Origin of the sequence: Bacillus sp. TH22, assembly GCF_016651015.1 — a bacterium.
Classification (GTDB): Bacteria; Bacillota; Bacilli; order Bacillales; family Bacillaceae_G; genus Bacillus_A; species Bacillus_A mycoides.
Map to the genome: position 1 here is coordinate 2,994,772 of NZ_JAEKER010000001.1, position 13,257 is coordinate 3,008,028.

Sequence of the window (13,257 nt, forward strand, 5' to 3'; positions counted from 1 at the left end):
ACGGTCACTTTGGCATCAATTCGTCTATTGAAACGTTTAATGTTTTAGCGACTTCTACTACAAAATCTTGGGAAGGTGATCTATTGCCCCTCTCAACTTCACCTAAAACCGATACAGATACCCCTAATTCTTTCGCAAAACCTTCTTGCGTATAGCCTTTTAGCTTTCGAAAAGCACGAATGCGTCTTCCCCATTTTTCTGCTTCCATACCGTTACTCCCTCTCGCCTTTTCATTTCTTCTACTTGTGAACGTGAAATGTCTTGTTTTATATCTTGATTGATTTCTAACAACGGAACGATAACAAAAGCTCTTTCGAACATCCGCGGATGCGGAACAATAAGATTCTCTGCTTCAATATTTTCTTGATTATATAGTAAAATGTCAAGGTCGATGGTCCTCGGGCCCCATCTAATTTCCCTTTTTCTTCCTAGGTCATTCTCTACCCTTTGTGTTACTTTCAATAATTCTTGCGGTGATAAATTGGTAGAAATTTTTATAACTAAATTTAAAAAGCAATTTTGGTCAGTATAGCCAACCGGATCAGTTTCATATACAGACGAAACATCATCAACTTGGATATGCTGGTTTTTATTTAAAAACTGAATTGCTTCAGTTAAATAAGTATAACGCTCCCCAATATTGGAACCTAATGCAATGTACGCTATATTATTCATGGACGCTCTCTCGTAATTTCTACCGCTACAGCACGATAATGTCCTGGTATTGGCGGATCCGGTTTAATTACCTTAATTGTACACCGTGAAATACTCTCATATTGTTTCAATATATCTGTAGCGATATTTTCAGCGATACTCTCTACAAGCTTATACGTTCTATCTTCAACAACTTTTCTACACAGCTCAAAAAGTTCCCCGTAATTGACAGAATGCTCTAAGTCGTCACTTTCTCCTGCGCGTTTTAAATCCAACTCCACCGTTAAATCTACTTTAAATCTCTGACCTAATTTATTCTCTTCTGGGAATACACCATGATAACCGTAAAACTCCATATCATGGATATAAATTTTATCCAATTACTTTACCCCCTTACCAATCATCGCGTCCATCATCTTAGCCATACGCGCCATTTCTTTCACATCATGAACACGGATAAACTCACAGCCCTTTTCAATACCAAGACAAACGGTAGCTCCCGTTCCTTCAAGACGTTCCTCCACTGGTAAATCTAACACATGGCCAATAAAGGACTTTCTTGAAGTACCTAAGAGAACTGGGTAACCCAGTACATTTAACTGTTCTAAATTGCGCATCGCTTCTAAATTTTGCTCAGGTGTTTTCGCAAAACCGATACCTGGGTCTAAAATAATATTCTCATCTCGCACACCAGCATCTTTAGCAATTTTAATACTTTCATACAAATCAGCAATCATATCGGCCATTAAATTGCGGTAATTCATATTATCTCGGTTATGCATTAAGATAATAGGCACATCATAATAGGCTGCAACTTCAGCAATCCTCGGTTCCGCCTTCGCTCCCCAAATATCATTAATAATATGAGCACCAGCTTCAATCGCTTGTTTCGCAACCTCAGCTTTATACGTATCAATAGAAATAGGTAGCTTTACTTCTTTTGACACTGCCTGAATCATTGGAACAACTCGCTTTATTTCCTCTTCTACTGAAACTTTAGCGAAACCCGGACGGGTAGATTCGCCGCCAATATCAATAATATGGACACCTTCACTTTTCATTTCTTTCGCATGTCGCACCGCAGCATCTACTTCGTTGTAACTCCCACCATCAGAAAATGAATCTGGCGTTACATTTAAAATCCCCATAATTAATGTCTTTTCATTTAAGTTCAATGTATATTCGCCGCAGCGCAAATCATAATCCCACTTCAAACTACACATCTCCTCTTCGCAATTCATTTCTGCTCCACAATTTCTCTCTCTGCACTCCATAAAGATCCATAAGTCTTTTTGTAACCACTCCCACTTTACCCGGGAAATCTTTCTCCTCTATACGATAAAGGGGGACAATCTCTTGAATAGAGTTCGTTACGAACACTTCATCCGCTGAAAGCAATTCATCTTTTGTAAAGAAACCTTCCTTTACTTCTATATCTAGCTCTTCAGCAGCCTTTATAATAAACGCACGAGTGATTCCGTTTAAAATCCCTGTTTCTAATGAAGGAGTATATAAAATATCTCCTTTAACAAAAAAGAGATTCGAAACAATACCCTCTGCAACATAACCTGTTTCGGTAAGAAAAATACCTTCCTTATTCACAACATTTCCAATTTCGCGTTTCCCTAAAATATTATTTAAATAATGATGGGACTTCAAGCGAAATGCACCCTCTGGTGTATTTCTCACTTGCTTTAAAATAACTCCTTCTTTTTCCACTACATTCCCTGGAGCTGCTAAAGGTTTTATAAAAACAATAACAGACGGTTCTTCATATACTTCCGTTTGTAATCCTATTTCATCTATACCCGCCGATACATTTAAGCGCACATATGCATGCTTTAACCCATTCTTAACAAGTAGATTCTTTAAAATAAGCATCACTTCATCTTTTGTCATTGTCCATTTGATTTGCAATATATCGAGCGCATCCATTAAGCGTTCATAATGATCATCCAATAAAAAGAGATGACCATTATAAATACGAAATGTCTCAAAAACCCCAAGTCCATATAGGTAACCGTGGTCATAAGGAGAAATTTTCGCTTCACTCGCTTCTACATACGCGCCATTTACGTAAATTAACACGATGTCACACTTGGGCTATATTTGCGAATGAAATTCTGTAGCAATTCTTTCCCGTGAGAAGTCATAATAGATTCCGGATGGAATTGTACCCCTTCAATCGGCAACGTTTTATGACGAAGCGCCATAATTTCACCTTCTTCAGTCCAAGATGTTATCTCTAAACAATTCGGTAACGTCTCTTTTTTAACGATAAGAGAGTGATAACGTGTCGCGGTAAATGGATTTGGGATATCAGAAAAAATCGTCTGCCCATCATGATGCATTAAAGATGTTTTTCCATGCATCAAACGCTCTGCCCTGACAACATCCCCTCCAAATACTTGTGCAATTGATTGATGTCCAAGACAGACCCCAAAAATCGGAAGCTTACCTGCAAAATATTTAATAACATCCATACTGATTCCCGCCTCATTAGGACTACATGGACCTGGCGAAATCATTAAAAAATCCGGTTTCATATTCTCAATATCCGAAATAGTCACTTCATCATTACGCCTAACAACAAGCTCTTGTCCAAGTTCTCCAAGAAACTGCACTAAATTAAATGTAAAAGAATCATAATTATCAATCATTAATATCATTTCTCTCACCTAACCGTTTCTTCGCTACTTTCTTTTGCACGCCATAAAGCGATTGCTTTTTTTAACGACTCTTTATATTCATTTTTTGGATTTGAATCAATTACAATACCCGCTCCAGCTTGCACATGCGCTTGTCCATCTTTAGCAAGTAGTGTTCGAATTATAATATTCAATTCCGTATCTCCAGAATAACCAATCCAACCAATTGACCCTGTATAAATTCCTCGGCGAACAGGTTCTAATTCTTCAATAATTTCCATCGTACGTATTTTCGGGGCACCGGTAATTGTCCCACCAGGAAATACAGCCTTCACCAAATCGAAAGCATCTTTATCTGCTTCCACCTCACCACGCACATTAGAAACAATATGCATAACGTGTGAGTATTTTTCAATTATCATAAATTCATCTACTTCAACAGTGCCATATTTACAAACCCGGCCCAAGTCATTTCGTTCTAAATCCACAAGCATTACATGCTCTGCTCTTTCCTTTTCATTTTCAATTAATTCTTTCGCTAATTCTTCATCCTCTTGCTCACTTGCTCCTCGAGAGCGCGTACCAGCAATCGGTCTTGTACTCACTTCTTTTCCTTGCTTTTTAATTAGCAATTCAGGCGAAGCACTAACAATTTGAAAATCTCCAAACTCCAAGTAACCCATATATGGAGATGGATTAATTTCACGAAGACTTGTATATATTTCTAGTGGATGCGTTTGTAATGTTCTTTCTTGTCTTGTCGACAAGTTTACTTGAAACACATCACCCGCTCCAATATATTCTTGAATACGTTCAACGGCCTTCATAAAGCCCTCTTCCGTAAAAGCGACTGCTTCATTTTTCTTTTCAGGAGATTCAAACGGCATAGTCACTTCGGGGGCTTCTTTCATCCAAAGACCCTTCCATTCATTTAATCGTTCTTCTGCCTCTTCACACTCATCTACATAATGCGTAATAATCCATAATACTCTCTCCTGTTGATCATACACAAACACGTCATCAAATAACAAAAAGAATATGTCAGGTATATTAATATCATCCTTCGCAAGAGAAGAAAGTTTTTCAATATAACGGATACAATCATAACTAAAGTATCCAATTGCCCCACCCTGAAAAGGTGGGTACTCCGGATTATAATCCGTTGTCCATTTCTCCATATACGCTTGCATTAAATCTAATGGATTCCCTCGCTTTATTGTTTCCTTACCACTTTCACTTATATGTAACGTCTCATTCTTACCCTGAATTACCGCTACTGGATCCAGCCCAACAATATTATAACGACCACCACGTCCACTTTCTAACAAAATATGTTGCGGCTTATCCTGAGAAAGAAATTTATATTGCTTAAAGAAATCTAACTGATATGGAATAGAAAGCGCTAAAGATTTTCTTCGTTGCATATCAACACCCCGTCTTCTGTTATCCCACCCTCTTAAGCCAATCAACTCAAACTACATAAAATTATTTATATAGAGAATGATTATACTTGAGGGCTAGTGAAAATAAATTAATTATACTACTTCTTATTTTACATGAAGTTTTCTAGTCATTCACTCTTTTCCTTTTTCCAATCAAAAAAGAAAAAGCATCCTTTTTTGATATGATCCCCTTATAGTAGACAGGAAAAAGAAAGCACATTAACCTGTTTACTATGGAGGGGATTTTTTCATGGGAAAAATTAGAGTCACTTACGATGTAGAATTTAAGAAACAAGCTATAGATTTATACTTAATAGAAGGCATGAGCTATAAAACCATTGCGAAAGAATTAGGTATTCATCACTCGGTTGTAAGTCGTTGGGTGAAACACTTTGAAGCTGAAGGAATCAAAGGACTAGAAGAAAAACGCGGTAAAGCGAAAGGACCAGGTTTAGGTAGACCAAGGGTTAGACCCGAAGATCCTGAAGCTAAGATCAGACGATTAGAAGCGGAAAATGAAATGTTAAAAAAGCTCTTAGGGATGTAAAAGGAGGAATGAAAGTCGTATCCAAAATAAAAAAATTCGAAGTCATCCATGAAATGACAAAAACAGGTTATACAGTGACCATTCTATGCGATATTGCTGGTGTAACCAGAAGTGGGTACTACAAATGGATAAAACGGCATACGACGCCTTCAAAAAAACAATCAGAGGATATCGAAATTAAGAAAAAGATATTGAAGTGTCATAAAAAATTAAGAGGAATTTATGGATATAGAAGAATACAAGTGTGGCTGAAAGCCACATATAACCTTCATTTGAATCATGAACGCATCCAAAGATTGATGAGTGAACTAGGTATCAAAGCCGTAATTAGGAAAAAACGACCTTATTACGGAAAAAAAGAAGCTTATGTGATTTCAGAGAACCATCTAAATAGGGAGTTTCAAGCTTCAAAACCGAATGAGAAATGGGTAACCGATATTACCTATTTGATTTTCAATGGACAGCGCTTGTACTTATCCGCTATTAAGGATTTATACAATAATGAAATTGTTGCCTATGAAACCAGTCGTAGAAACGACTTAAAACTTGTGTTAGATACACTTAAAAAGGCAAAGAAAAAACGTAATGTGAAGGGAATCCTCTTACATAGTGATCAAGGGTCCCAGTATACATCTCGTCAATATAATCAATTACTTAAAAAATATCAGATGAAGACAAGTATGTCTCGAAGAGGCAACTGTTGGGATAATGCTTGTATGGAAAACTTCTTCAGTCACTTTAAGGCAGAGTGTTTTCATTTACACTCCTTCCATAAAGCGAATGAGGTCAAACTTGCCGTGCGTAAATATATGTACTTTTATAATCATCAAAGATTTCAAAAGAAATTAAATAACCTGAGTCCATATAAATATAGAACTCAGGTTGCTTAGTTGCGCTTTTTTAATACTGTCTACTTGACAGGGGTCACTGCATTTTAAGGATGCTTTTCAAATCACATTCACTTATGACTCAAATTGATAAAGTGGTGTACTTAAATAACGTTCACCGTTACTTGGGATAATAACAAGTACCTTTTTCCCTTTACCCAATTTCTTCGCAACTTCTGTCGCTGCATAAACGACTGCTCCCGAAGAGATACCAACTAAAATACCTTCTTCTTTAGCCACTCTTCTCGCATATTCGAACGCTTGCTCCGTTTTCACTTGAATAATTTCATCATATACCTCTACATCCAATGTCTCCGGAACAAACCCCGCTCCAATTCCTTGGATCTTATGTGGTCCTGGCTTTCCACCAGATAATACTGGTGAATCCGCAGGTTCTACCGCGTAAATTTTGATATCTTTATAAGCTTCTTTCAGCACTTCACCGGCACCTGTAATTGTTCCACCTGTACCAATACCTGCGATAAACGCATCTAATTGATCCCCCATCTGTTCAACAATTTCTGGACCTGTTGTTATACGATGGATTTCTGGATTCGCTTGATTTTGGAACTGTTGCGGTATAAAGTACCCATGTTCTTCTGCTAATTCAGTTGCCTTTCGAATTGCTCCACCCATTCCTTCAGGTCCTGGAGTCAATACTAATTCAGCACCGTAAGCGCGTAATAAATTACGACGCTCAATACTCATTGTTTCTGGCATTACTAAAATTGCCTTATATCCTTTAGCAGCTGCTACCATCGCTAAGCCAATACCTGTGTTACCACTTGTCGGCTCAATGATTGTATCGCCCTCTTTTAATAATCCTTTATTTTCAGCATCTTCAATCATAGCTAACGCGATACGATCTTTAACACTGCTCCCCGGATTCATAAATTCTAATTTTAAGTATACATCTGCGCTGTCTGATTCTACGATGCGGTTCAACTTAACGATCGGCGTTTTCCCGATTAATTCTGAAACTGATTGTGCCACTCGCATTCCTGTCACTCCTAACACCGAGTATTTTTATTGGTTTTATCTATATTTAGATTTTGTCAGAAAATTCCCTGTTTGTCAATCCATTTGGGCGGCTGATTCTCCACCTAAACTTCTTTATTACAGGTTCTCAATTAGACTTGTAATATCTTCTTTAGTGAATTTATGTCGTTCATTACAGAAGTGACAGTGAACTTCCGTCTCTTCTTCTTCTGCACGAATTTGTTCTAACTCCGCTTTACCTAAACTAATTAGCACACTTTCAATACGCTCGCGTGAACATGTACAATTAAATTGAACATCCATTGTTTCTAGCACTTTCACTTTATCTTCTCCAAGCACTTCATACAGTAATTCTTCTGGAGAAAGACCTTGTTCGATTAATTGTGATACTGGCGGGATTTGTTGAAGACGCTCTTCAATAAATGAAATTGTTTCTTCCTGCGCACCTGGCATAATTTGAAGAATGAATCCACCCGCCGCTAATACGCTATCATCTCCATTTACAAGAACACCAACACCTACAGAAGAAGGTGTCTGCTCAGAAACCGCGAAATAATATGTGAAATCTTCCCCTAGTTCTCCTGAAACAATGGGAGATTGACCAATAAACGGTTCACGCATACCGATATCTTTAATTACCGTTACAAATCCTTCTGTACCTACCGCTTGATATACACGTAATTTCCCTTGTTCCGTTCCTTCAAAATCAACATGCGGATTCGTTACATAACCACGTACATCCCCATTTGCATGAGCATCGACTAAGATAGGACCAATCGGGCCGTTACCCTCTACTTTAATCGTTAACTTCTGCTCGCCTTTTAACATAGCACCCATCATTGTACCCGCAGTTAAAGAACGACCAAGTGCCGCTGAAGCTGTTCTCCATGTATCATGACGCTTTTGCGCCTCACTCACTGTATTTGTTGTACGTACACTATAAGCACGAACCTCTCCATTAAACGCTAACGCTTTTACTAAATAATCTTTCATACTTATTTATTCACCCTTCTCATGTTGTAAATTTGCATTACGCTCATATAACATATACAAACCTTTTAACGTTAAAAACGGATCTACAATATCAATTACATTTGATTCTTCTGAAATTAATTTTGCTAATCCACCTGTTGCAATAACTTTCGGTTCTTGCTTAGCTTCTTCCTTCATACGCTTAACAATACCTTCCACTTGTCCAACGTATCCATAAAGAATACCTGATTGCATTGCACTTACTGTATTCTTCCCGATAACACTACCCGGTTTTGTAATTTCAATACGAGGAAGCTTTGCTGCCCTGCTATATAAAGCCTCTGCCGAAATCATAATTCCTGGCGTAATGACGCCACCCATATAATGCTTCTCTTCGTTAATATAACAATATGTAGTAGCCGTACCAAAATCAACAATAATAAGCGGACTTCCATATAAGTGGATTCCTGCTACTGCATTTACAATTCGGTCCGCGCCTACTTCACGTGGATTTTCATATTTAATATTCAAGCCAGTTTTTATCCCAGGCCCCACTACAAGCGGTTTAATTTTAAAATACTTTTCACACATACGCTCTAAAGCGAACATAATTGGCGGTACGACTGAAGACACAATAATACCTTTCACATCTTCAAAAGAAAGACCTTCATGCTCAAGTAACTGCTTTACAAGCATCCCATACTCATCTTCTGTTTTATGACGATCTGTTTCCATGCGCCAATGCTGACGAAGTTCCCCCTCTTCAAACACACCTAGTACCGCATTTGTGTTCCCTACATCCAATACAAAAATCATATTCTCACCACTTATCTTATTTAATCTATATTTGCGCAGTATGTATAAAACTTATAAAAACATCATATCACACATACTTATATAATCAGTTTTTCTATACTCATCATTGTACAAAAAGATTACTCTCTATTTCAATTTTTAATAATAGTTTCATTCAATTTTTTTTGCCACTTAAATTCATTCCACAAAAAAAAGGAGCGACTATTGTCACTCCTTTTTTTCTTACTTATCTTCTGTATCTTCATCGTCTTTCTTCATATTGATGTTTACTTTCACATCATCTGAAGATGTTGGACGCTCAGGTAATCTGCCATAATCATATAAATGATTAATTTGCTCTGCATCTAATGTTTCTACTTCAAGTAACGTTTTCGCGATAATATCAAGCTTATCTCGTTTTTCAGTAAGAATTTGTTTCGCACGAGCATAACAGTCTTTAATAATTATTTGCATTTCCACATCAATTTCATGCGCGATTGCATCACTGTAGTTTTGTTCTGAATGGAAGTCTCTTCCTAAGAATACCTGACCACCTTGTGAGCTACCAAATTGCATCGGTCCAAGTTTATCACTCATCCCGAATTCTGTAACCATACGTCTTGCAATACCAGTCGCACGTTGGAAGTCGTTGTGAGCACCTGTACTTGCTTCACCAAATACAATCTCCTCAGCTACTCGACCACCAAGTAAACCAGTGATTTTATCAAGTAACTCTGGTTTTGTCATGAAGTAACGATCTTCCTTCGGAAGCATTACCGCATATCCACCAGCTTGACCACGAGGGACAATTGTTACTTTATGAACGATATCTGCTTCATCAAGGACAACACCAATTACAGTATGGCCAGCCTCATGGAATGCAACGATATTACGTTCTTTTTCAGAGATAACACGACTTTTCTTAGCTGGACCTGCAATAACACGATCCGTCGCTTCATCGATGTCACTCATATCAATTTTCTTCTTATCTTGACGCGCAGCTACTAAAGCAGCTTCGTTTAATAAGTTTTCAAGATCGGCACCAGAGAATCCTGGTGTACGAGTTGCAATTGCTCTTAAGTTGACATTCTCATCAAGCGGTTTATTACGAGCGTGTACCTTAAGTACAGCTTCACGACCATTTACATCTGGACGATCTACTGTAATTTGACGGTCAAAACGACCTGGACGTAATAACGCTGGATCAAGAATATCAGGACGGTTTGTCGCAGCGATGATAATAATACCTTCGTTTGCACCGAATCCATCCATTTCAACAAGCAATTGGTTCAACGTTTGTTCACGCTCATCATGACCACCGCCAAGACCCGCGCCACGTTGACGTCCTACTGCATCAATTTCATCAATGAAAATGATACAAGGAGCATTTTTCTTTGCATTTTCAAATAAATCACGTACACGGGATGCACCGACACCGACGAACATCTCTACGAAGTCAGAACCACTAATAGAGAAGAACGGAACGCCCGCTTCACCTGCAACAGCACGTGCTAGTAAAGTTTTACCTGTACCTGGAGGTCCCACTAATAGAACACCCTTTGGAATACGGGCACCAACTTCAGCGAACTTACGAGGGTCTTTCAAGAATTCAACTACCTCAACAAGTTCTTGTTTCTCTTCATCCGCTCCAGCAACATCTCTGAAACGAATTTTTTTCTTTTCATCATTGTATAGCTTCGCCTTACTTTTCCCGAAGTTCATAACACGGCTACCGCCGCCCTGAGCTTGGTTTAATAAGAAGAAGAATAAAATGAAGATAATGACAAACGGAATGATAGAAGTAAAGAACGTTACCCAAGCACTTGTTTCTTCTGCTGGTTGATACTTAACTTCAGCCCCTTGCGCTTTATCATTAATTTTCTTTTGTAATTCCTCAGTATTTGGTGCATAAGTAACAAATTGTTCTCCTTGGCTAGAAGTCTTGAATTGTCCCTTTACCTCAAACACACCATTTTTCGGTTGAAGCTGCACATTACGCACTTCACCTTTTTCAAGTTGAGTAATGAATTTATCGTAGCTAACTGATGTCGTTTTTTGCGTCGAACCATTAAAATAGCTCACGATTCCAATTACTACTAAGAATATCAGTAAATAAAAGATGGTATTACGGAAGATACGATTCATTCCTAACCTCCTCTCACGGCATAAACACTATAGTAAATCGTAACATAAAAAAAATTTCCTATACAATTGTAACGCCTATATTTAATTAATTTGAGTAAACACTTGGTTTTAATACTCCTACATAAGGAAGATTACGGTACTGCTCTTTATAATCTAATCCATATCCTACAACAAATTCATGAGGAACAGTAAATCCAACATAATCTGCTTTCAGATCAACCTTACGGCCTGTTGGCTTATCTAATAAAGTAACAATTTTTACAGATTTCGCTTTACGATATTTAAACAGGTCCACTAAATAGCTTAGTGTAAGACCGCTATCAATAATATCTTCAACGATTAAAATATCGCGACCTTCTACCGAAGTATCAAGATCTTTTAAGATTTTTACTTCGCCTGTCGAAACTGTAGAGTGACCGTAGCTAGATACAGCCATAAAATCCATTTCAAGATATGTATCTGTTCTCTTTAATAAATCTGCCATAAATGGCATTGCACCCTTTAGTACACCAATCGCAAGAGGTACTGTATTTTTGTAATCCTCTGCAATAACTGCACCTAGTTCGTGCACCTTTTCTTGTATTTGTTCTTCAGAAATTAATACTTTTTCGATATCTTGATTCATCATTTCATTATCCTCCCGGAAGACTCCTTGCTTTTGTAGTGAATAATCATGTATTTACCCTTCTTTGCTAGCTCTTTCGAAGTAGCAAACGCAGATCGTTTCAACAAGGGTACCCAAATAATATTTCCACTTGCGTCACAGACGATCGGCCATTCTTCTCTTTTTTCTTTTGGTACTTTCGCTTCGATAAAAACAGCTTTTATCTTTTTTGTACCATCCATACCTTGCATTGACATGCGATCTCCATTTTCCCTAGACCGAATACGAAGTGGATACGATATATCATTATACTTAGCAACAAATACTGTTTCATTCATGTTACTCGGTATATCTTCGCTCACCTCTGTTACAAGTTTATCCCCATTCGGCAATATAATTGTCCCAGGTACTGATAAATCTTGCGAAAAAGGAGAAACAATTTCTTGTTTAAATCCAAAACCACATTCTTCGTATGTGCGAACAATTTTCAAACCACCTGGAAAATCTAGTGAACCTGAAGGTTGTGCCCGCTTAAAAAATTCAATCACCTTGTCAATATGTATAGAAGAAAGCGAAGATGGAATCTTATATTCATAAAGATAGTTTAATATTAGTTGAATCCCTCTTCTTTGTAAAGGCATAGACATGGATTCAAAGGCAGGAATTGATAAGCTAATTTGTTTATCGCTTTTTTTTGTAATTACTTTATTCATTTTCTCAAAAGCTAATTCCTGCAAATAAGCCTCATCCTCTTGCATCTGCACGCTAAATTTTTGAAATTTCTCATGCATTTGTGGATTTTCTTCTTTCAAATAAGGAAGGACATATTTACGTAATCGATTCCTTGTATATACTTCTTTTTTATTACTCGGATCTATACGCGGAATAACTTTTAATTTATTACAGTAATCAACAATTTCTTCCTTAGTTACCCCAAGTAACGGCCTAATTAAATATCCATTATGAAAAGATCGCTTCACTGCAATTCCTGCGTATCCTTTCGGAGTACTCCCTCGTACAAGGCGCATTAAAATCGTCTCTACTTGATCATCTCCATGGTGACCAAGAGCTACATATCTCGCAGCATATTTCTTCATTATTCTTTCCAAAAATGCATATCTGCATTCTCTAGCTGCAACTTGTGCATTCATTCCATATTGCTGTTGATATTGCGACACATTAATCCTTAGCGTTTCACAAATAACTCCTAGCTCTTTGCAAAGACCCTGTACAAACTGTAAATCCTCATAAGATTCATTGCCTCTAAACATATGGTCCACATGTGCTACTACAATTTCTAGCTGTTTTTCTGCCCTTTTTTCTAACAAATAATATAAAAGAGCCAAAGAGTCAGGACCACCAGAAACCCCTACAACAATTGTTGAATGTTTCTTTAATACATCATGCTGCTTTACAAAGTCATCTACTTTTTCAACAAATGCATCTTTCAACTTCGCAATCACCTTTCATTAAACAAGAACAACAACATTAGTTACCTTGTATATAATGGTACAACTTTTACAAACATTGTGCAAAAAAAAGATGTACAAAATCCATATTTTTA

15 protein-coding genes are annotated in these 13,257 nt (G+C 37.5%); 2 read left to right on the forward strand and 13 right to left on the reverse strand.

The window, feature by feature from the left end; translation table 11 throughout:
- Positions 1-4 precede the first annotated feature (4 nt).
- Genes JFU18_RS15200 through pabB form a run of 7 tightly spaced genes read right to left on the reverse strand, consistent with a single transcriptional unit; the run spans position 5 to position 4,726 of the window.
- Entirely contained in the window at positions 5-208 is a 204-nt protein-coding gene (locus JFU18_RS15200; protein ID WP_002009706.1) for a helix-turn-helix domain-containing protein, read from the reverse strand.
- The gene (folK, locus tag JFU18_RS15205) at positions 160-675 is read right to left on the reverse strand and encodes a 2-amino-4-hydroxy-6-hydroxymethyldihydropteridine diphosphokinase (RefSeq protein WP_002138868.1); all 516 of its coding nucleotides are present in this window, start codon (positions 673-675) and stop codon (positions 160-162) included. The genes JFU18_RS15200 and folK overlap by 49 nt, the downstream gene beginning before the upstream one ends.
- Positions 672-1,034, reverse strand: coding sequence for a dihydroneopterin aldolase (folB, locus tag JFU18_RS15210; RefSeq protein ID WP_000358063.1), 363 nt, complete (start codon positions 1,032-1,034; stop codon positions 672-674). The genes folK and folB overlap by 4 nt, the downstream gene beginning before the upstream one ends.
- Positions 1,035-1,895, reverse strand: a complete 861-nt coding sequence (gene folP / locus JFU18_RS15215) for a dihydropteroate synthase (RefSeq protein ID WP_061689485.1) — start codon at positions 1,893-1,895, stop codon at positions 1,035-1,037.
- Complete coding sequence (pabC, locus tag JFU18_RS15220) at positions 1,870-2,742, reverse strand: aminodeoxychorismate lyase (RefSeq protein WP_002091560.1); 873 nt, start codon at positions 2,740-2,742, stop codon at positions 1,870-1,872. The genes folP and pabC overlap by 26 nt, the downstream gene beginning before the upstream one ends.
- A complete protein-coding gene (pabA, locus tag JFU18_RS15225) occupies positions 2,736-3,323 on the reverse strand; it encodes an aminodeoxychorismate/anthranilate synthase component II (RefSeq protein ID WP_002029312.1) in 588 nt (195 codons plus the stop codon). The genes pabC and pabA overlap by 7 nt, the downstream gene beginning before the upstream one ends.
- A gap of 5 nt (positions 3,324-3,328) precedes the next feature.
- Positions 3,329-4,726 carry an aminodeoxychorismate synthase, component I gene (gene pabB / locus JFU18_RS15230; protein WP_201032245.1) on the reverse strand — a complete coding sequence of 466 codons (1,398 nt, stop codon included), beginning with the start codon at positions 4,724-4,726 and terminating at the stop codon, positions 3,329-3,331.
- A gap of 268 nt (positions 4,727-4,994) precedes the next feature.
- On the opposite strand from pabB, the gene JFU18_RS15235 reads away from it, so the two are divergent.
- Both JFU18_RS15235 and JFU18_RS15240 read left to right on the forward strand, forming a co-directional pair.
- Positions 4,995-5,291, forward strand: coding sequence for a transposase (locus tag JFU18_RS15235; protein ID WP_201031948.1), 297 nt, complete (start codon positions 4,995-4,997; stop codon positions 5,289-5,291).
- Positions 5,292-5,299: 8 nt separating this feature from the next.
- Positions 5,300-6,181 (forward strand): IS3 family transposase, encoded by an 882-nt coding sequence (locus tag JFU18_RS15240; protein WP_201050318.1) that lies wholly within the window; start codon positions 5,300-5,302, stop codon positions 6,179-6,181.
- Between the two features lie 72 nt (positions 6,182-6,253).
- Here the strand turns inward: JFU18_RS15240 and cysK are convergent, their stop codons facing one another.
- From cysK to tilS, 6 genes are all read right to left on the reverse strand, one after another.
- On the reverse strand, positions 6,254-7,177 hold the full coding sequence (cysK, locus tag JFU18_RS15245; RefSeq protein ID WP_002130221.1) for a cysteine synthase A: 924 nt from the start codon (positions 7,175-7,177) through the stop codon (positions 6,254-6,256).
- Between the two features lie 117 nt (positions 7,178-7,294).
- Positions 7,295-8,170 carry a redox-regulated molecular chaperone HslO gene (gene hslO, locus JFU18_RS15250; protein WP_085308575.1) on the reverse strand — a complete coding sequence of 292 codons (876 nt, stop codon included), beginning with the start codon at positions 8,168-8,170 and terminating at the stop codon, positions 7,295-7,297.
- A 6-nt stretch (positions 8,171-8,176) separates the two neighbouring features.
- Positions 8,177-8,965, reverse strand: a complete 789-nt coding sequence (locus tag JFU18_RS15255) for a type III pantothenate kinase (RefSeq protein WP_002009692.1) — start codon at positions 8,963-8,965, stop codon at positions 8,177-8,179.
- 222 nt (positions 8,966-9,187) lie between these two features.
- Complete coding sequence (ftsH, locus tag JFU18_RS15260) at positions 9,188-11,089, reverse strand: ATP-dependent zinc metalloprotease FtsH (RefSeq protein ID WP_002091565.1); 1,902 nt, start codon at positions 11,087-11,089, stop codon at positions 9,188-9,190.
- An 85-nt stretch (positions 11,090-11,174) separates the two neighbouring features.
- Entirely contained in the window at positions 11,175-11,717 is a 543-nt protein-coding gene (gene hpt, locus JFU18_RS15265; RefSeq protein ID WP_002124550.1) for a hypoxanthine phosphoribosyltransferase, read from the reverse strand.
- Positions 11,714-13,144 (reverse strand): tRNA lysidine(34) synthetase TilS, encoded by a 1,431-nt coding sequence (gene tilS / locus JFU18_RS15270; RefSeq protein WP_085308571.1) that lies wholly within the window; start codon positions 13,142-13,144, stop codon positions 11,714-11,716. The genes hpt and tilS overlap by 4 nt, the downstream gene beginning before the upstream one ends.
- Positions 13,145-13,257: the final 113 nt, after the last annotated feature.

Coding starts and splice junctions, on each gene's coding strand:
- JFU18_RS15200 (WP_002009706.1), bottom strand. CDS start 208: ATGGAAGCAGAAAAATGGGGAAGACGCATTCGTGCTTTTCGAAAGCTA.
- folK (WP_002138868.1), bottom strand. CDS start 675: ATGAATAATATAGCGTACATTGCATTAGGTTCCAATATTGGGGAGCGT.
- folP (WP_061689485.1), bottom strand. CDS start 1,895: ATGAATTGCGAAGAGGAGATGTGTAGTTTGAAGTGGGATTATGATTTG.
- pabA (WP_002029312.1), bottom strand. CDS start 3,323: ATGATATTAATGATTGATAATTATGATTCTTTTACATTTAATTTAGTG.
- pabB (WP_201032245.1), bottom strand. CDS start 4,726: ATGCAACGAAGAAAATCTTTAGCGCTTTCTATTCCATATCAGTTAGAT.
- JFU18_RS15235 (WP_201031948.1), top strand. CDS start 4,995: ATGGGAAAAATTAGAGTCACTTACGATGTAGAATTTAAGAAACAAGCT.
- JFU18_RS15240 (WP_201050318.1), top strand. CDS start 5,300: ATGAAAGTCGTATCCAAAATAAAAAAATTCGAAGTCATCCATGAAATG.
- cysK (WP_002130221.1), bottom strand. CDS start 7,177: ATGCGAGTGGCACAATCAGTTTCAGAATTAATCGGGAAAACGCCGATC.
- hslO (WP_085308575.1), bottom strand. CDS start 8,170: ATGAAAGATTATTTAGTAAAAGCGTTAGCGTTTAATGGAGAGGTTCGT.
- JFU18_RS15255 (WP_002009692.1), bottom strand. CDS start 8,965: ATGATTTTTGTATTGGATGTAGGGAACACAAATGCGGTACTAGGTGTG.
- ftsH (WP_002091565.1), bottom strand. CDS start 11,089: ATGAATCGTATCTTCCGTAATACCATCTTTTATTTACTGATATTCTTA.
- hpt (WP_002124550.1), bottom strand. CDS start 11,717: ATGATGAATCAAGATATCGAAAAAGTATTAATTTCTGAAGAACAAATA.